At 64.7% G+C, this 17,333-nt stretch carries 15 protein-coding genes and 1 tRNA gene; 4 read left to right on the top strand and 12 right to left on the bottom strand.

Annotation, left to right across the window (positions count from 1 at the left end):
* Nucleotides 1-95 precede the first annotated feature (95 nt).
* Entirely contained in the window at nucleotides 96-2,204 is a 2,109-nt protein-coding gene (gene recG / locus XW59_RS10395; protein WP_047144867.1) for an ATP-dependent DNA helicase RecG, read from the top strand.
* On the opposite strand, the gene XW59_RS10390 is transcribed toward recG, so the two are convergent.
* From XW59_RS10390 to glmU, 3 genes are all read right to left on the bottom strand, one after another.
* Nucleotides 2,201-2,863, bottom strand: a complete 663-nt coding sequence (locus XW59_RS10390) for a DUF502 domain-containing protein (protein ID WP_047144976.1) — start codon at nucleotides 2,861-2,863, stop codon at nucleotides 2,201-2,203. The two genes, recG and XW59_RS10390, sit on opposite strands and share 4 nt — an antisense overlap.
* Nucleotides 2,864-2,947: 84 nt before the next feature.
* Entirely contained in the window at nucleotides 2,948-4,771 is a 1,824-nt protein-coding gene (glmS, locus tag XW59_RS10385; protein WP_047144866.1) for a glutamine--fructose-6-phosphate transaminase (isomerizing), read from the bottom strand.
* A gap of 106 nt (nucleotides 4,772-4,877) precedes the next feature.
* Nucleotides 4,878-6,248, bottom strand: coding sequence for a bifunctional UDP-N-acetylglucosamine diphosphorylase/glucosamine-1-phosphate N-acetyltransferase GlmU (glmU, locus tag XW59_RS10380; RefSeq protein ID WP_047144865.1), 1,371 nt, complete (start codon nucleotides 6,246-6,248; stop codon nucleotides 4,878-4,880).
* Nucleotides 6,249-6,355: 107 nt separating this feature from the next.
* On the opposite strand from glmU, the gene XW59_RS10375 reads away from it, so the two are divergent.
* Nucleotides 6,356-7,279, top strand: a complete 924-nt coding sequence (locus XW59_RS10375) for a DMT family transporter (protein ID WP_047144975.1) — start codon at nucleotides 6,356-6,358, stop codon at nucleotides 7,277-7,279.
* Between the two features lie 3 nt (nucleotides 7,280-7,282).
* On the opposite strand, the gene XW59_RS10370 is transcribed toward XW59_RS10375, so the two are convergent.
* Nucleotides 7,283-8,032 (bottom strand): cytochrome c biogenesis CcdA family protein, encoded by a 750-nt coding sequence (locus XW59_RS10370; protein WP_047144974.1) that lies wholly within the window; start codon nucleotides 8,030-8,032, stop codon nucleotides 7,283-7,285.
* Nucleotides 8,033-8,246: 214 nt separating this feature from the next.
* On the opposite strand from XW59_RS10370, the gene XW59_RS10365 reads away from it, so the two are divergent.
* Both XW59_RS10365 and XW59_RS10360 read left to right on the top strand, forming a co-directional pair.
* Nucleotides 8,247-8,322 (top strand) — tRNA-Lys (locus tag XW59_RS10365).
* Between the two features lie 470 nt (nucleotides 8,323-8,792).
* Entirely contained in the window at nucleotides 8,793-9,251 is a 459-nt protein-coding gene (locus tag XW59_RS10360) for a BA14K family protein (protein WP_047144864.1), read from the top strand.
* Between the two features lie 65 nt (nucleotides 9,252-9,316).
* On the opposite strand, the gene XW59_RS10355 is transcribed toward XW59_RS10360, so the two are convergent.
* The 8 genes from XW59_RS10355 to queA all read right to left on the bottom strand — a co-directional run bounded on the left by XW59_RS10355 (nucleotide 9,317) and on the right by queA (nucleotide 17,332).
* Nucleotides 9,317-10,735 (bottom strand): pyridoxal-dependent decarboxylase, encoded by a 1,419-nt coding sequence (locus XW59_RS10355; RefSeq protein ID WP_047144863.1) that lies wholly within the window; start codon nucleotides 10,733-10,735, stop codon nucleotides 9,317-9,319.
* 26 nt (nucleotides 10,736-10,761) lie between these two features.
* On the bottom strand, nucleotides 10,762-11,490 hold the full coding sequence (locus tag XW59_RS10350; protein WP_047144862.1) for a proteasome-type protease: 729 nt from the start codon (nucleotides 11,488-11,490) through the stop codon (nucleotides 10,762-10,764).
* Nucleotides 11,491-11,521: 31 nt separating this feature from the next.
* The gene (locus XW59_RS10345) at nucleotides 11,522-12,316 is read right to left on the bottom strand and encodes a transglutaminase family protein (protein WP_047144861.1); all 795 of its coding nucleotides are present in this window, start codon (nucleotides 12,314-12,316) and stop codon (nucleotides 11,522-11,524) included.
* A 9-nt stretch (nucleotides 12,317-12,325) separates the two neighbouring features.
* Nucleotides 12,326-13,261 carry an alpha-E domain-containing protein gene (locus XW59_RS10340; protein WP_047144860.1) on the bottom strand — a complete coding sequence of 312 codons (936 nt, stop codon included), beginning with the start codon at nucleotides 13,259-13,261 and terminating at the stop codon, nucleotides 12,326-12,328.
* Between the two features lie 17 nt (nucleotides 13,262-13,278).
* The gene (locus tag XW59_RS10335; protein ID WP_047144859.1) at nucleotides 13,279-14,691 is read right to left on the bottom strand and encodes a circularly permuted type 2 ATP-grasp protein; all 1,413 of its coding nucleotides are present in this window, start codon (nucleotides 14,689-14,691) and stop codon (nucleotides 13,279-13,281) included.
* Between the two features lie 173 nt (nucleotides 14,692-14,864).
* Nucleotides 14,865-15,995: a tRNA guanosine(34) transglycosylase Tgt gene (gene tgt, locus XW59_RS10330; RefSeq protein ID WP_047144858.1), complete on the bottom strand. Its 1,131-nt coding sequence runs from the start codon at nucleotides 15,993-15,995 to the stop codon at nucleotides 14,865-14,867.
* The gene (locus tag XW59_RS10325; RefSeq protein ID WP_047144857.1) at nucleotides 15,988-16,257 is read right to left on the bottom strand and encodes a hypothetical protein; all 270 of its coding nucleotides are present in this window, start codon (nucleotides 16,255-16,257) and stop codon (nucleotides 15,988-15,990) included. The genes tgt and XW59_RS10325 overlap by 8 nt, the downstream gene beginning before the upstream one ends.
* Before the next feature lies 1 nt (nucleotide 16,258).
* Entirely contained in the window at nucleotides 16,259-17,332 is a 1,074-nt protein-coding gene (queA, locus tag XW59_RS10320) for a tRNA preQ1(34) S-adenosylmethionine ribosyltransferase-isomerase QueA (protein WP_047144856.1), read from the bottom strand.
* Nucleotide 17,333 lies beyond the last annotated feature (1 nt).

Genomic DNA, 17,333 nt, shown 5'->3' with positions numbered 1-17,333 from the left:
GACCCGGGCCGCAGCGCCACTCCTATCCCCTTGTTTGCACACCGGATTATCGGAAACCGGTTCCCATCCTCGGGTCCGATGTCTAATGTCGGCCCATGCGCCCATCCCTGCTCGACCCCCTCTTTGCGCCCGTAACCTCGCTCGACGGCGTGGGCGGCAGGATTTCGGCCCTGCTGGCGAATGTCGTGCCCGTGGACACGACAGGACGCGAGGTGCGCATCGGCGACCTGATCTTCGTTCTGCCCCATTCGATGATCGACCGCCGCAACCGGCCAGGCATCGCGGCGGCGCCCGAAGGCGCGGTCGTCACCCTGGAGGTCCGGGTCGATCGGCATCAGCCGCCGCCGCGCGGGCGCGGATCGGTGCCCTACCGGGTCTTTGCCTATGACGATACCGGGGAGATCGCGCTTACCTTCTTCCACGCCAAGCAGCCATGGATCGAAAAGCTCCTGCCGGTCGGCGAGGACGTGATCGTTTCCGGTCGCATGGAGTGGTTCAACGGCCGCCCCAGCATGGTGCATCCCGACCACGTGGTGCTGGCCGACAAGGCGGAAGAATTGCCCGAGGTCGAGCCGGTCTATCCGCTGACCGCCGGCCTCTCGGCGAAGGTCCTGCGCCGCGCGATCGTCGGCGCCGTCGACCGGGTACCGGTCCTGCCGGAATGGCAGGATGCGGCGCTGATGCGCAAGCAGACCTTTCCCTCCTTTACCGACGCCCTGCGCCGTCTGCACGAGCCCGCCGACCCGATCGACATTGATCCGGCGAATTCCGCGTGGCGAAGGCTCGCTTATGACGAGCTTTTGGCCGGGCAACTGGCGCTCGCCCTGGTCAGGTCCAGGATCAGGCGCGTCACCGGCCGGCCGCTCAGGGGCGACGGCGCCGTCGAGGCGCGCATCCGTGCCGCCCTGCCCTATTCGCTGACGCCTTCGCAGCAACTCGCGCTCGACGAAATCCACGCCGACCTCGCCTCGCCGGACCGGATGCTGCGCCTGCTGCAAGGCGACGTCGGCTCTGGAAAGACCGTGGTGGCGCTGCTTGCGATGGCACGCGCGGCGGAGGCCGGTGGCCAGGCCGCATTGATGGCGCCGACGGAGATTCTCGCCCGCCAGCATTTCGCCACCATCGACCCCCTGGCACGGGCCGCGGGCTTGACGACAGCCATCCTCACCGGTCGCGAGAAAGGTGCAGAGCGCACGAGAATCCTCGACGACATCGCCGCCGGCCGAACGAATTTCGTCATCGGCACGCACGCACTTTTCCAGGAAAGCGTCAATTTCGGCGACTTGGTCCTTGCCATCGTCGACGAGCAGCACCGGTTCGGCGTCCACCAGCGGCTGGCGATGACCGCCAAGGGCGACGTGCCGGACATGCTCGTCATGACGGCGACGCCGATCCCGCGCACGCTGGTGCTGACCGCGTTCGGGGACATGGACGTCTCGCGCTTGACCGAAAAACCGGCCGGCCGCCAGCCGATCCAGACGGTCACCCTGCCGCTTTCACGTCTTTCCGAACTGGTCGAGCGGATGCGAAAGGCGGTTTCAGAGGGGCAGAAGATCTACTGGATCTGCCCGCTTGTCGAGGAATCCGAGGAAATCAAGCTGATGTCGGCCGAGGACAGGTTCGCTCATCTGAAGCCCGTCTTCGGCGATGCGGTCGGCCTGATCCATGGCCGCATGAACGGGCGCGACAAGGACGAGGCGATGCGCGCCTTCAAGGAAGGCGAGACGCGCATCCTGGTCGGAACGACGGTGATAGAAGTCGGCGTCGACGTTCCCGACGCCACGATCATCGTGATCGAGCATGCCGAGCGCTTCGGTCTCGCCCAGCTCCACCAGCTCCGCGGCCGCGTCGGGCGTGGATCGAAGCCATCGACCTGCGTGCTCCTCTACAAGGAGCCGGTCGGCGAGGTCGCCAAGCGCAGGCTTTCTGTCATGCGCGAGACGGAGGACGGCTTCCGCATCTCGGAGGAGGATCTGAAGCTGCGTGGCGAAGGCGAGCTGCTCGGCACCCGTCAATCCGGCACGCCGGGATTTCGCGTCGCGAGGCTGGAGCTCCACGGCGACCTGCTCGAGATCGCCCGCGACGACGCCCGCCTCGTCCTCGATCGCGACGCCGAGCTTCGTTCGGAGCGCGGCGAGGCGTTGCGGATGCTGCTCTATCTGTTCGGCCGCGACGACGCGATCCGCCTGCTGCGCGCCGGCTAGGCCGCGTCGCTCTTTCTCGCTTCCTCGGCGAGCCTGGCGGTCTTGGCCTGGTATTCGGGCGCTACCAGCCCGGCCGAGATGATGAGCTTGGCCGCATCCTCGATCGACATCGAAATCTCGATCACGTCCGTCCGAGGCACATACATCAGGAAGCCGGTCGTCGGATTGGGCGTCGTCGGCATGAAGACGGCGACCACCTCGTCATGCAGGTCCTCCAGCCGGCTCGACACCTCGTTCGGCTTGTCGCTGGCGATGAACACGATCGACCAGACGCCCTTGCGCGGATATTCGATCAGCGCGACCTTGTTGAACATGTCCGCCTTGTTGGAAAGAACGGTCTCGAATATCTGCTTCAGCCCGCGATAGACGCTGCGCACCAGCGGCATGCGGTCGAGGATGTACTCGCCGTAGGAGACGATGGTGCGGCCGATGAAATTGGCGGTCAGGAAGCCGACCAGCGTGATCAGCATCAGCGCGACGATCAGCCCGAAGCCGGGAACCGCGAAAGGCAGATAGTTGTCGGGATTGTACCTGCCGGGGATATAAGGCTTTACCCACGAATCGACCCAGCCGACGAAGGACCACGCCAGATAGGCGGTGATCGCCAGCGGCGCGGTGACGATGAAGCCCGTCAGAAAGTAGTTTCGCAGGCGGGTTATCAATGCTTCGTTTCCTGGCTGCAGGACAAGGCGCCGACCGAGGATAGGTCAGCGCCCGTGCCTTTTGAATGGCGAATCTCGTGGCTATTCGACCGTGACGGACTTCGCCAGGTTGCGCGGCTGATCGACGTCCGTGCCCATGAACACGGCCGTGTAGTAGGCCAGCATCTGCACCGGCAGGGCATAGACGATCGGCGTGATGATCTCCGGCACGTCCGGCACCACGATCGTCTCCAGCGTCTGAACCGTCGCCTGCTCGGCGCCCTTGCGGTCGGTGATCAGGATGATCTTGCCGCCGCGCGCGGCCACCTCCTGCATGTTCGAGACGGTCTTTTCGAAGATGCGGTCGTGCGGCGCGATGACCACCACCGGCATCGTCTCGTCGATCAGCGCGATCGGCCCGTGCTTCAGCTCGCCCGCGGCGTATCCCTCCGCATGGATATAGGAGATTTCCTTGAGCTTGAGCGCGCCTTCCATGGCCAGCGGGAAATTGGTGTCGCGCCCGAGATAAAGCATGTGCTTCACATGCGCGAGCTCACGCGCCAGCTTCTCGATCTGGTCGGAAAGCTTGAGCACCTGATTGGCGTATTTCGGCGCTTCGGAAAGCTGGCGGATGAGGCCCGCCTGCTCCTGCGGCGTCACCTTGCCGCGATCGGCCGCCGCCTTCACCGCGAGCGAGGCGAGCACGGAGAGCTGGCAGGTGAACGCCTTGGTCGAGGCGACGCCGATCTCCGGTCCTGCCAGCGTCGGGAAGACGCCGTTGGATTCGCGCGCGATCGTCGATTCCCGAACGTTCACGATCGAAGCGATGGGCAGTCCTTCCTGCTTGCAATAGCGCAGCGAGGCGAGCGTGTCCGCCGTCTCGCCGGATTGCGAGATGAAGAGAGCGGCGCTTTCCTTCGAAAGCGGCATTTCGCGATAGCGGAACTCCGAGGCGATATCGATGTCGACGGGCAGCCGCGCCAGCCGCTCGAACCAGTATTTGCCGACCAGCCCGGCCAGATAGGCGGTGCCGCAGGCCGAGATCGCCAGGCGGTCGATCTTTGCGAAATCGAAGGGCATCTCGATCTGCTTTGCCGCGCCGGTCGTGAAGTCGAGATAGTGGGCAAGCGTGTGGGAGATCACTTCCGGCTGCTCGTAGATCTCCTTCTCCATGAAATGGCGATAATTGCCCTTGTCGACGAGGAAGCTGGTGCCGATCGACTGCTGGCGCTTGCGCTGCACCTCGGCGCCGGTCATGTCGTGGATCTTCAATTCGTTGCGGCGCACCACCGCCCAATCGCCATCCTCGAGATAGGTGATGGCATTGGTGAACGGCGCGAGCGCGATCGCGTCCGAGCCCAGGAACATCTCGCCGTCGCCATGGCCGACGGCGAGCGGCGGGCCGTTGCGCGCGCCGATGATCAAATCGTCGTCGCCGCGGAACATGATCGCCAGCGCGAAGGCGCCCTCGAGCTGCTGAAGCGTCCTGAACGCCGCCTGCTCGGGGTCTGCACCGCGATCCATCTCGCGCGACACCATATGGGCGACGACTTCGGTGTCGGTCTGGGACGTGAATTCGTAGCCGTCAGCGAGAAGGCCGGCGCGCAGCTCGGCGAAATTCTCGATGATGCCGTTGTGGACGATCGCGACGTCCTTCGAGAAATGCGGATGCGCGTTGGTCTCGTTGGGAACGCCGTGCGTCGCCCAGCGCGTGTGGCCGATGCCGATCAGCCCGTCCAGCGGCTCCTCGCCGATGCGGCGCTCCAGATTGACGAGCTTGCCTTCGGCCCGCCTTCTGTCGAGCCTGCCCTTCTCGATCGTCGCGACGCCGGCGGAATCGTAGCCGCGATATTCCAGTCGCTTCAAGGCGTCCACGATCAGCGGCGCAACGGGCGTCCGCCCGACTATCCCAACGATTCCGCACATTGAAATCTACCTTCCCTTCCCGCCCGACGAATGCCGGTGATCTAGCCAATCCCATGCATCCGCGAAATTCAAAATTGGTTTCACACAATCGCCGATCGTGTGAAAATCATTTGCCTTTTTCAGCCTTTCGCTTCGCCGCCGCCTCGGCATGTTTCTCCCGCAGGCGGCGCCCGTAATCCGGCTTGGTCACCTGCCGGGCGCGGCCGAAAGCCAGCGCATCGGCGGGAACGTCGTCGGTGATCACGCTGCCCGACGCGATATAGGCGTTCTCGCCTATGGCCACAGGCGCCACCAGCGACGAATTCGACCCGACGAAGACGCCCGCGCCGATCTCCGTATGATGCTTGAGAAAGCCGTCATAATTGCAGGTGATCGTTCCGGCGCCGAGATTGGCTTTCGCACCGACATGCGCGTCGCCGACATAGGTCAGGTGGTTGATCTTGGCGCCTTCGTCGACGACGGCATTCTTGACCTCGCAGAAATTGCCGACCTTGGCCTTCGCGCCAATGTCCGCTCCCGGCCGCAGACGCGCGAAGGGGCCGATTTCCGCGCCCGGCGACACATGCGCGCCCTCGATGTGCGAGAACGCCCTGATCTTCGCGCCGGGCTCCACCTTCGCGCCGGGGCCGAAGACGACATTCGGCTCGACGATCGTCTCCTCGCCGATCTCCGTGTCGAAGGAGAGATGAACGGTATCGGGCGCGGTCATCGACACGCCGGAAAGCATCAGCTCGCGACGCTTGCGCCGCTGCCAGATCGCCTCGGCCTCGGCCAGCTCCACGCGGTTGTTGACGCCCAGCACGTCCTCGTGGCCGGCTTCCGTGGCGACGACCTTCATCCCTCGATCGGCGGCGATCTCGACGATGTCGGTGAGATAATATTCGGACTTGGCATTGGCGTTGCCCACGGCTTCCAGCAGCGAAAGCGCCTCCGCACCGGCGACCGCCATCAGTCCGCCATTGCAGAAATCGATCTTCAATTCTTCCGGCGAACAGTCGCGATGCTCGCGGATCGCGGCGAGATTGCCGTCCTTCTCGATCAGACGGCCATAGCCGGTCGGGTCGGGGGCGCGAAAACCCGCAACGACGACGCCAGCGCCTTCGAAAAGACGCCCGCGCAGGTCGGCCAGCACGTCCGACCGCACAAGCGGCGTGTCGCCGAAGACCACGAGCACGTCGTCATAGCCCCGTGCAATCGCCTCGCGGGCAGCGAGAACCGCATGCGCCGTGCCCAGCCGCTCGCTCTGCACGAAGATTCCGGCCGCCGGCGCGAACGGCTCGACCGCCTCGCGCACCCGCTCCGCCGCGCGCCCGACCACGACCGCGATGTCCGATTCGCCCGCACCCAGCGCTGCGCGCACGACATGGCCGATCATCGGCAGTCCCGCGATCGGATGCAGCACCTTCGGCAAGGCGCTCTTCATGCGGGTGCCCTCACCGGCGGCAAGGATGATCGTCAGGCAGCTTCTGTGGCTCATGCGTGCGTTCCGGCGTGGAATTGATGGTGGTTCGCGATCTCTGTTATCACCGTCGGCAGTTCCGTCCAATCCTCCCCTCCGTGGAAGGGATACCTCCTTTGAGCGCCATGCCAACAAGCCGCACCCGGGTTGCCTTTCTCGTCATGCTCATGGCGCCCCTGTTCTTCTCGACCAATCTCGTTTTCGGCCGCGGCGTGACCGGAGACGTCGCCCCGTTCACGCTTGCCTTCATAAGGTGGGCGGCGGTCGCGCTCGTGCTCCTGCCTTTCATGATGAAGCAGAAGGATGAACTGTTTCTTGTGCTTCGCAAAAACGGCTTCCTGATAGCATTGCTCGGATTTCTCGGCATGTGGATCTGCGGCGGCGTCGTCTATCTCGGTCTCGGGATGACGACGGCGACCAACGGCACGCTCATCTACACCACCTCGCCGGTCATCATCATCCTCATGGAAGCGCTGCGCGGCCGCCCGATCGCCGCGCGCGAGGCGATCGGCGCGCTCATCGCGTTTCTCGGCGTCGCGGTGATCCTGCTCAAGGGCGACCTGTCGGCCTTGTTGAAGTTCGATTTCAACCTCGGCGACCTGCTCATCCTCGGCGGCGCCTTCGCCTGGGCCGCCTATTCGATCCTCTACCGCTCGCCCTCGCTGCAGCGTCTTTCCAACCTGGCGCTTTTCGGCATCGTCGCCGCGGCCGGCGCGATCCTGCTCCTGCCGATGGCCCTGCACGAATGGGCGACCGGAGCCCAGATGCCGGTGACGCAACGCGCCTGGATGGGGATTGCGGGGATCGTGGCCTTCTCCTCGCTGCTCGCCTTTTCCTTCTTCCAATACGGCATCCGAATCCTCGGCGCCTCGATCAGCGGCATATTCATGTATCTGCTGCCTGCCTATGGCGTGATGCTCGCGGTTCTGCTTCTGGGCGAAAGCCTCGAAGGACATCACATGGCGGGCATCGCGCTCGTCATGGGCGGCATCGTCCTCGCCACCCTGCCGGCCGGACGGGCAAAAGTCGGGCGAGCAAAAAAGGCGTGAACGTCAGCCCAGCGTTCCGAGCGTGGGGAAGGTTTCGAGCAGCCAGTAGGACGCGGCCTGGATGCCGCCGGTGAGGAACAGCACGCCGGCGATCACCAGCAGACCGCCCATCACCTTCTCGACACGCCCCAGATGCACTCGAAAGCGTGAAAGGAAGCGCATGAAGGCGCCCGAGAACAAGGCCGCCAGCAGGAACGGAATGCCGAGCCCCAGCGAATAGGCGGCCAGCAGCAAGGCGCCCTCGCCCACCGTGTCGCGGCCGCCGGCGAGCGTCAGGATCGGACCGAGCACCGGTCCGATGCACGGCGTCCAGCCGAAGGCGAAGGCAAGGCCCATCAAATAGGCCGCGGCCATGCTCGCGGGGCTGCCCTTCGCCTGGAACCGCGCCTCGCGCGACAGGATCGGGATGCGGATGACGCCGAGGAAATTCAGCCCCATCACGATGATGATGAGGCCCGCGACGATTGCGAGTTCCTGTTGCCAGGCCCGCAGCAGGCCGCCGATGGTGGAGGCGCCGGCGCCGAGCGCGACGAAAACCGTCGAAAAGCCGAGCACGAAGGCGACCGATGCGCCGGCGAGCGCCAGCCGCGCCGGGCTCGCGGCCGCGGACGGTGCCTTGTCAGCACGAAAATCGTCCATCGACACGCCGGCCATGTAGCACAGATAGGGCGGGACCAGCGGCAGGACGCAAGGCGAAAGGAAGGAGATCGCCCCCGCCGCGACCGCGCTTGCATAGCCCACATCTATCGCCATCGATTCCCGATCCGTCTTCTCGAACTGCGCATTGCATATAGCCGCCGCGCTCCCCAGCCTCCAAATCACCATTGCGTGGCAAAGGGTCGCTGGGCGGTGCCCGTAAAAAGCCGGGGACAGGACGGATGAAATAGCGGCTTTTCCGGTTGACCGCCAACCGCTCTCTCCCTATGTTCCGCCGCAATTTCGAGGAGCGCCGCACTGCGCTTCACGGGAGCGCGTAGCTCAGCTGGTAGAGCAACTGACTTTTAATCAGTAGGTCCAGGGTTCGAGCCCCTGCGCGCTCACCAATCGAACCAAAGGCTTAGTAGTTAGATTTTGGAACGCAGCCAGAACAAAGTATGGCTGTGCGAGATTTTTGCGAGATTCAAATCTCGCACGGCCCAATTCCGCCTCGCACGGCAGGGCTCCCTTTCCCGGGCGAAATTACGGGCTTGGGTTGGTCAAGTGCCTCATCAGACGGGATTTCTCCCAACCGGCGGCCGCAAGGAGAGTACCCCGGCCGCCGGCCCCTCGATTGCCTCGCGCCCGTAGTTGCTCAACCGCCGGTAACGAGGCTGCCTGCCCCGGAGGGTGGGACGGGCGGGCGCGGCGTAGCGGGAAAAGGCGGAGGAATTGGGGCGCGGGTCGAGGCCCTCAACCCGGTTACCACCTTTACGACAAGGTCGAAATCGTTCTATCCAAGGTGGCGGAACAAAAAGTGGCGCGCCACGTTTCCACCGCGAGGGACTGCAACCTGGAATCCTCTAGGAGGTCACACATGATGAAGATCGTTTCGAGCCTTTGCGCGGCCGCAATGGCGCTTTCGATCCCGTTCGCCGCCCCGGCGGTGGCCATGCCTGCTCCGAAGCCCGTATTCGATCAGGTGAACACGACAAACGTACAGTATCGCGATCGCCGCCATTATCGTGATCGTCGCGACCACCGGCGCGGCGGCTATTATCGCCAGGGCAACCGCCACTACTACAACGGCCATCGCGGCTACCGCCACCACCGCCCCGGCTATCGCCGTCACAACGGCTATTGGTTCCCGCCGGCCGCCTTCATCGCCGGCGCGATCATAGGCGGCGCCATCGCCAGCCAGCCGCCGGTGCGGTACAGGCCGCGCGGCAATGCCCATGTCGACTGGTGCTATGCGCGCTATCGCTCCTATCGCGCGTCGGACAACACGTTCCAGCCCTATAACGGACCGCGCCGACAGTGCATCTCGCCTTACTGATTGACGGCAGATAACCGACCGAAAGGCCCCGCGTGTTTGCGCGGGGCCTTTATTTTTGCGCCTGGCTACGCCGAAGCGAGTTTCTTGGCGCAATCGCGGATGACGTCGAAGGCCATGTCGACATCCTCCTTCGTCGTCTCGAACTGCCCCGCCTGAAAGCGGATGGCGATGCGCCCGTCGACGCGCGTCTGCGTGAGATAGATGCGGCCGTCGTCATTGATCGCGTTGACGAGCGCCAGATTGTGCGCATCGACGTCGTCGCCGCCTTCCGGAACGTGCCTGAAGCTGAAAAGCGATAGCATCGGCTTGGTGACGAGTTCGAAATCCGGCTCGCCGGCGATCTTCCTAGCCAGGTCGCCGCTCCATTCGACATGGTTGCGGATCATCGCCCTCAACTGCTTCAGCCCGTGGGCGCGCAGCAGGAACCACAGTTTCAGCGCCCGAAAACGCCTGCCGAGCGGCACCGACCATTCCGAATAGTTGACGATGCCGTCGCTGCCATGCGTCTTCAGATATTCGGGCTTTATCGCCAGCGTGCGGACGAGGTCGTCCGGCTCGCGGATGAAATGCGCCGAGCAGTCGAACTGCGCGCCGAGCCATTTGTGCGGGTTGAAGACGATGGAATGGGCCTTCTCCACGCCCTGCCAGAGATGACGGAATTCCGGACAGATCATCGCCGAGCCGGCCCATGCGGCATCGACATGAACATAGAGGCCGTGCCGCTCGGCGATCTCGCACACGGCCGCCACGTCGTCGGTGCCGCCGACGCTGGTTCCGCCCACCGAGGCGACGATGCCCGCGGGTAGAAGGCCTGCCTCCCTGTCGCGAACTATGGCCTGCTCCAGCGCCTCCGGAACCATCGGTCGCAGCGGTCCGGCAACCGGAATGCGCACCAGGTTTTCCTCGCCGATGCCCGAAACCCAGATCGCCCGATCGACGGAAGTGTGCACCTGGTCGGAGGAATAGACCCTCACCTTCGGCTGCCCCGCGAGGCCCTGCCGGTTGCCTTGCCAAGAAAGCGCACGCTCGCGCATCGTCAGGATGGCGGCGAGCGTGGCGGAAGACGCCGAATCCTGGATGACGCCGCGAAAACCGTCGGGTAGGCCGAGCGCCTGCCTCAGCCAGTCGAGAACCCGTGTCTCAAGCTCGGTCGCGCTGGGCGAGGTCTGCCAGAGCATGCATTGCGCCGCCATGGCGCTGACGAGATATTCGGCGACCACCGACACCGGCGCGGCATTGGCCGGAAAATAGGCGAAGAAACGCGGATGCTGCCAATGCGTCATGCCGGGAAGGATCTTCTCTTCGAAATCCGCGAAGATCGCCTCCATCGGCTCGCCGTCCTCCGGCGGCGCGGTCTCCATGCCTGCCGCGATCTCGCCCGGCTTGGTGCGCGCCCGCACCGGCAGCTCGCGCAGGCCGGCGCGATAGTCCGCGCCCCATTCGGCCGCCTTGCGCGACCATTCGCGAAAATCGTCGTTGTTCATGGAGCCTCCCGCGCCATGGCGGCGTTTCAGTCCTTCAGATGGGGCAGGCTCTTGAAGGCGGTTCTCAACGCTTTCGACCAACCCTCTGCAAGCTCTTGATAATACGGATCGTCCTGCGCGAAGCGCCGGCGGTAGGTCACCTTGTACGTATCGCGCTCGCAGAACAGCAGATCGAGCGGCAGACCTACCGACAGGTTCGATCTGAGCGTGGAATCGAAGGAGAGAACCAGCAGCTTCACGGTCTCCTCGAAGGACATCGCCGGATCGTAGGCGCGCACCAGTATCGGTTTGCCGTATTTCGTCTCGCCGATCTGGAAGAAGGGCGTGTCCTCGCAGGTCTCGATGAAATTGCCTTCCGGGTAGATCAGGAAGATGCGTGGCTCGCCGCCCTTGACCTGCCCGCCGAGGATGAAGGAGGCGGCGAAGGCGTCGGCGCTCTCGCCGGCGGGCGCGGAGCTCGCGATCACCTCCTTGACCGTGTCGCCGACGAGCTTCGCCGTCTGGTACATCGACGGTGTGTGCATGATCGAAGGCGGACGCTTTCCGGTGGATTTCACCCGCTCGTTGAGATTGCTCACCACGGCCTGCGTGGTGGCCAGGTTGCCGGCGCCCATCAGCACGATCACGCGCTCGCCCGGCTCCTCCCAGGTATACATCTTGCGGAAGGTCGAAATGCTGTCGATGCCCGCATTGGTGCGGGTGTCGGACATGAAGACGAGGCCTCGATCGATCTTGAGGCCGACGCAATAGGTCATGAGTCAGGGATCCGTATTGTCTCTGCCGCAATTACTGCTCGACAGTTATGTGAACTGCAAGCGCTTCCTGCGCGCTGCCCAGCCTGATGCCCGAGGTCGGCATCGCGTCGCGGTAGTCACGGCCGGTGGCGATGCGGACGTAACGCTCGTCCGGCGAAATACCGTTGGAGACGTCGAAGCCGACCCAGCCGAGCCCGTCGATATGGGCTTCCGCCCAGGCATGGGTCGCCACCTGGTCGGTCGCGTCGTCGAGCATCAGATAGCCGCTCACATAGCGGGCGGGAAAGCCGAGCGCGCGGGCCGCCGCGAGAAAGATATGGGCGTGGTCCTGGCAGACCCCCCGTCCAAGCGCCAGCGCTTCCTCCGCGGACGTGCCGGCATCGGTCACGCCGATCACGTAATCCACCCTGGCGCGTATCGCCGCGCTCAGCCCATGCAGCGTCTCGATCTCCGACGCGCCGGAGGAAGTCGACGTCAGATCGCGCGCCAGCGACCCCGCGCTGGTGAGCCCGGTCTCCTGCTGGAACAGCCAGAGCGGCGCAAAGCCGGTGTGCGCACCGGCGACGCCGCTGGTGTCGCGCGTCTCTATTTCGCCGCTGGCGACGATCGAGATTTCATGCGGCTCGCCCGATACGCTGATCAGCCGCGTGTCGTTGCCGAAATGATCGTGAAAGCGGAGTTCTTCCCTCGCCCCTTCTATCGAAACCGTCCACGAATGCACCGTCTGCGTCGCACCGCCGAGCGGCACGAGCCTCACCCGCTGCAGCGCATAGGGCACCGGCGCGTCGTAGCTGTATCGAGTCCTGTGCGAGATCTTCAGGCGCATCGGCCGCCCTCAATAGAACCGGTAGGCCTGGGCGACTTCGTTGCCCAGCTTGTTGTTGAGCCTGATGAAGTCGCCAAGGAACTCGTGCAGCCCGCGGTCGAATATGTCGGCGATTGTGCCCCGCTGCAGCATGCGCATGGTCTGTACCGCCGTATCGTGGCAATCGTGCCGCGCATCATAGTCGTCGCCGAGAAAATTCAGGCTTTCGAGGATCATCCGGTAGCAATAGGCGAGCGAACGCGGCATGCGGCGGTTGAGGATCAGGAAATCGGCGACATTGGTCGGCCGGTAGTCCGCCTCGTAGACCCAGCGATAGGAGCGATGCGCGGCCACCGAGCGCAGGATCGATTCCCACTGGTAGTTGTCGAGCGACGAACCGACCCATGAGATCGACGGCAGCAGCACGTAATATTTGACGTCGAGAATGCGCGCCGTATTGTCCGCGCGCTCGACGAACGTGCCGAGTTGCGAGAAGTCGAATATCTCGTTCCTGAGCATCGTGCCGTGGAAGGAACCGCGGATCAGCGCCGTCTCCCGCTTGATCGCGTCGAGGATCTTCGGCAGTTCGCGCTCGTCGATCGGCACGGCCAGTATGCGCTTCAGCGACATCCAGGCTTCGTTGATGCTCTCCCAGGTCTCGCGCGTCAGCGCGGTGCGCACCATCCGGGCATTGTTGCGCGCCGTCTCGATGGAAGAAAGCACGCTCGAGGGGTTGACCGTGTCGCGAAGCAGGAAATCGATCGCCAGCGGACCGCTATATTCGGAGTGGCGCGCGTCATAGGCATCGCGCGCGCCGGCGCTGACCACCACCGAGGCCCATTCGTCGGCCGAGCTTTCTCGCGTCAAGGCGAGCCGCAGGCCGGCATCGACCAGCCGCGCCATGTTCTCGGCCCGCTCGATGTAGCGGCTCATCCAGTAGAGGCCGTTTGCGGTGCGCCCGAGCATGTCAGCCTGCCTGCCGATCAGTCATCGAGCACCCATGTATCCTTGGTGCCGCCGCCCTGCGAGGAATTGACGACGAGCGAGCCTTCCTTCAGCGCCACGCGGGTCAGGCCGCCGGGAACGATGCGGATGCGGTCGGAAACCAGCACGAACGGCCTCAGATCGACGTGGCGGGGCGCAAGCCCCTTTTCCGTCAGTATCGGGCAGGTCGAAAGCGCGAGCGTCGGCTGGGCGATGTAGTTGGCGGGCTTCGCCTTGAGCTTGCGGGCGAAATCCTCCCGCTCCTTCCTGCTCGCGGCCGGTCCCACCAGCATGCCGTAGCCGCCCGAGCCGTGCACTTCCTTGACCACCAGCTCTCCGAGATGCTCCAGCACATATTTCAGGCTGTCGGGCTCCGAGCAGCGCCAGGTCGGTATGTTGCCGAGAATCGCCTTGCGGCCGGTGTAGAACTCGACGATCTCGGGCATGTAGGAATAGATCGCCTTGTCGTCGGCGATGCCGGTTCCCGGCGCGTTGGCGATGGTGATGTTGCCGGCGCGGTAGACGTCCATGATGCCGGCGACGCCGAGGGCGGAGTCCGGATTGAAGGTCAGCGGATCGAGATAGGCGTCGTCGACGCGGCGGTAGAGCACGTCGATCTGCTTGTAGCCCTGCGTGGTACGCATGGCGACGTGGCCGTCGACCACGCGCAGATCCTGCCCCTCGACCAGCTCCACCCCCATCTGGTCGGCAAGGAAGGCGTGCTCGAAGAAGGCCGAATTGTAGCTGCCCGGCGTCAGCACCGCGATCGTCGCCTCGGCGGCATTGCCGCGCGGGCTCACCGCCGAAAGCGACTGGCGCAGCAATTGCGGATAGTTCTCGACCGGCCGCACCTTGATCCGCTGGAACAGCTCCGGAAAGAGCTGCATCATCGTCTCGCGGTTCTCCAGCATGTAGGACACGCCCGACGGCGTGCGGGCATTGTCCTCCAGCACGAAAAACTCGTTCTCGCCGGTGCGCACGATGTCGACGCCGATGATGTGCGTATAGACGCCGGCGGGCGGGCGCACGCCGATCATTTCGGGAAGGAACGCCTCGTTGCGCGCGATCAGCTCCTTCGGCACGCGACCCGCGCGCAGGATCTCCTGGCGATGATAGATGTCGTCGAGGAAGGCGTTGAGCGCCTGGACGCGCTGCTCGATGCCCTGCGTCAGACGTCGCCATTCGGAGCCGGAAATGATGCGGGGCACGATGTCGAAGGGAATGAGCCTTTCGGCCGCCTCCTCCGTGCCGTAGACCGCGAAGGTGATGCCGGTCCTGCGGAAGACGCTTTCCGCGTCGCGCATCTTTTCGGTCAGGCGCGTCGTGTTCTGGGCCTGCAGCCAGTCGCAATATGCCGAATAGGGTTCCCTCAGCCCGGTCTTTTCCGGGCGCATTTCGTCGAACGCAGCCACACGGACACTCCCCTCTGAGAGAGCATTTCAATGGCCGAAAACGGGAAATGCAAGCAGATTTCACATCGGACGGGCTCTCCGATGCGCGAATCCGCGCCATTGCTCAAGCCTGAGGCAGATTGCACCGTGTCCTGCATGGCGCTTGAGCATGTCGGAAAGCGTGAAGATCGCGCTCAGAGCGGGGCGATGTCGCCCCGCGCCCAGCCCTCCGTCAGTTCCGCCGCGCGATCGCTGAACCTGCCGGCGGCAATCGCCTCGCGGATATCGGCCATCAGGCGCTGGTAATAGGCGAGATTGTTCCAGGTCAGCAGCATGGCGCCCAGCGCCTCGCCGGATTTCACGAGATGATGCAGATAGGCGCGGCTGTAGTCGCGTGCGGCGGGACACTCGCTCTCCTCGTCGAGAGGGCGCGGATCGTCGGCATGGCGGGCGTTGCGCAAATTGATCTTGCCGCGCCGTGTATAGGCGAGACCGTGACGTCCTGCCCTCGTCGGCATGACGCAGTCGAACATGTCGATGCCGCGCGCCACCGATTTGAGGATGTCGTCGGGCGTGCCGACGCCCATCAGATAGCGCGGCTTGTCCTCGGGAAGAACGGGACAGGTCGCCTCGAGCATGTCGAGCATCACCTCCTGCGGCTCGCCGACCGCGAGGCCGCCGACCGCATAGCCCTTCAGGTCCATCGCCGTCAGCGCGGCCGCCGACTTTTCCCGCAGCTCGCCGATGTCGCCGCCCTGGACGATGCCGAACATCGCCTTGCCCGCCTGCTCTCCGAAGGCCGCCTTGCAGCGCTCGGCCCAGCGCAGCGAAAGTTCCATCGCCCGCTCGATCTCCTTCGGCTTGGCGGGAAGTGCGGTACATTCGTCGAGCTGCATCTGGATGTCGGAATCGAGAAGCCCCTGGATCTCGATCGACCGCTCGGGCGTCATCTCATAGGCGGCACCGTCGATATGCGAGCGGAAGGTGACGCCGTTTTCGTTGAGCTTGCGCAGCTTCGCCAGCGACATCACCTGGAAGCCGCCGGAATCGGTCAGGATCGGATAGGGCCAGCGCGCGAAATCGTGCAGGCCGCCAAGCCGCGCGACGCGCTCCGCGCCCGGCCGCAGCATCAGGTGATAGGTGTTGCCGAGGATGATGTCGGAGCCGAGCGCCCGCACCTGGTCGAGATACATCGCCTTGACGGTGCCGCCGGTGCCCACCGGCATGAAGGCGGGCGTGCGCACCGTTCCGCGCGGCATCGTGATCTCTCCGCGCCGGGCTGTTCCGTCTGTGGCGAGGATGCGGAAGGAAAAAGTCTCAGTCATCGAATTCCTTGTCGTGAACGGGCGCGCCGGGCACCTGTTCTTCAAGCGGCTGGCGGTAACGGATGCAGCCGCGCATGAATTTCGGCCATGGCGGCACGGCTATCGAGGGTTTCGTGCGCTCCGGCAGAAGCGCCCAAAGGTCGGGGTGATGCGAGCAAAGGTCATGGCCGGTGGAATCGCGATACGCCCGGATGCCGGCGCGCAGCCGCTTCGCCTCCTCGATCAACGTTGCCCGGTCCATGCGGCCCAGATCCTCGTCCATCTCACTTCTCCCTGAAAAGAAGACTTGCGTCCCCATAGGAATAGAAGCGGTAGCCGGTGTCGATTGCGTGGTGGTAGGCCTCCCGCATCGTCTCCAGGCCAGCGAAGGCGGAGACGAGCATGAACAGCGTCGAGCGCGGAAGGTGGAAATTGGTCATCAGCATGTCGGCGGTCCTGAAGCGGTAGCCGGGCGTGATGAAGATATCGGTCGCGCCGGACCACTCGCCGAGCGCGCCGTCAGGCGCCGCCGCGCTCTCCAGCAGCCGCAGCGAGGTGGTGCCGACGCAGACGATGCGTCCGCCCCGCGCCCGCACCTCGTTCAAGGCGCGCGCCGTGGCCGCCGGGACATATCCCCGCTCCGCGTGCATGCGGTGGTCGGCCGTGTCGTCGGCCTTCACCGGAAGAAACGTTCCGGCGCCGACATGCAAGGTAACGAAATGCCGTTCTATTCCAGCATCTTCCAGCCGCGACATCAGGTCTGGCGTGAAGTGCAGCCCGGCGGTCGGCGCGGCAACAGCACCCTCTTCGCGCGCATAGATCGTCTGGTAGTCGGCGCGGTCGCGTTCGTCGTCGGCGCGCTTGGAGGCGATGTAGGGCGGCAGCGGGATATGGCCGACCGCATGCAGCGCCTCGTCGAGGAACGGGCCGGATATGTCGAAGGCAAGCAGCACCTCGCCCGCCTCGCCCTTCTCCATGACGGTCGCGTCGAGCGCACCGATCATGCAGGCGTTTTCCTCGTGGCCGAAGCTGATCCGGTCACCCTCCGCAAGCCGCTTGGCCGGGCGCACGAACGCCTTCCAGCGATCGGCGTCGACGCGCATGTGCAGCGTCGCGTCGACATGGGCGATCGCCTCGCCGCGGCGGCGAATGCCGCGCAGCTGCGCCGGGATCACCTTGGTGTCGTTGAAGACGAGCGCATCGCCCGCCCGCAGCAACGAGGGCAGATCGCGCACGATCCGATCCTCCGGCGCCTCGCCGGGTCGCACGATGAGAAGCTTCGCGCTGTCACGCGGCTCGGCCGGGCGAAGGGCGATGCGATCCTCGGGCAGATCGAAGTCGAAGAGATCAACGCGCATG

The sequence above is a fragment of the Aquamicrobium sp. LC103 genome, assembly GCF_001014615.2.
Lineage (GTDB): Bacteria > Pseudomonadota > Alphaproteobacteria > Rhizobiales > Rhizobiaceae > LBCQ02.
Note: the sequence above shows the minus strand (reverse complement) of the source record. Positions and strands in the feature narration are given on the sequence as shown.

Coding starts and splice junctions, on each gene's coding strand:
- recG (WP_047144867.1), top strand. CDS start 96: ATGCGCCCATCCCTGCTCGACCCCCTCTTTGCGCCCGTAACCTCGCTC.
- XW59_RS10360 (WP_047144864.1), top strand. CDS start 8,793: ATGATGAAGATCGTTTCGAGCCTTTGCGCGGCCGCAATGGCGCTTTCG.
- glmS (WP_047144866.1), bottom strand. CDS start 4,771: ATGTGCGGAATCGTTGGGATAGTCGGGCGGACGCCCGTTGCGCCGCTG.
- XW59_RS10370 (WP_047144974.1), bottom strand. CDS start 8,032: ATGGCGATAGATGTGGGCTATGCAAGCGCGGTCGCGGCGGGGGCGATC.
- XW59_RS10325 (WP_047144857.1), bottom strand. CDS start 16,257: ATGGACGAGGATCTGGGCCGCATGGACCGGGCAACGTTGATCGAGGAG.
- queA (WP_047144856.1), bottom strand. CDS start 17,332: ATGCGCGTTGATCTCTTCGACTTCGATCTGCCCGAGGATCGCATCGCC.
- glmU (WP_047144865.1), bottom strand. CDS start 6,248: ATGAGCCACAGAAGCTGCCTGACGATCATCCTTGCCGCCGGTGAGGGC.
- XW59_RS10345 (WP_047144861.1), bottom strand. CDS start 12,316: ATGCGCCTGAAGATCTCGCACAGGACTCGATACAGCTACGACGCGCCG.
- XW59_RS10355 (WP_047144863.1), bottom strand. CDS start 10,735: ATGAACAACGACGATTTTCGCGAATGGTCGCGCAAGGCGGCCGAATGG.
- XW59_RS10340 (WP_047144860.1), bottom strand. CDS start 13,261: ATGCTCGGGCGCACCGCAAACGGCCTCTACTGGATGAGCCGCTACATC.
- XW59_RS10350 (WP_047144862.1), bottom strand. CDS start 11,490: ATGACCTATTGCGTCGGCCTCAAGATCGATCGAGGCCTCGTCTTCATG.
- XW59_RS10375 (WP_047144975.1), top strand. CDS start 6,356: ATGCCAACAAGCCGCACCCGGGTTGCCTTTCTCGTCATGCTCATGGCG.
- tgt (WP_047144858.1), bottom strand. CDS start 15,995: ATGACTGAGACTTTTTCCTTCCGCATCCTCGCCACAGACGGAACAGCC.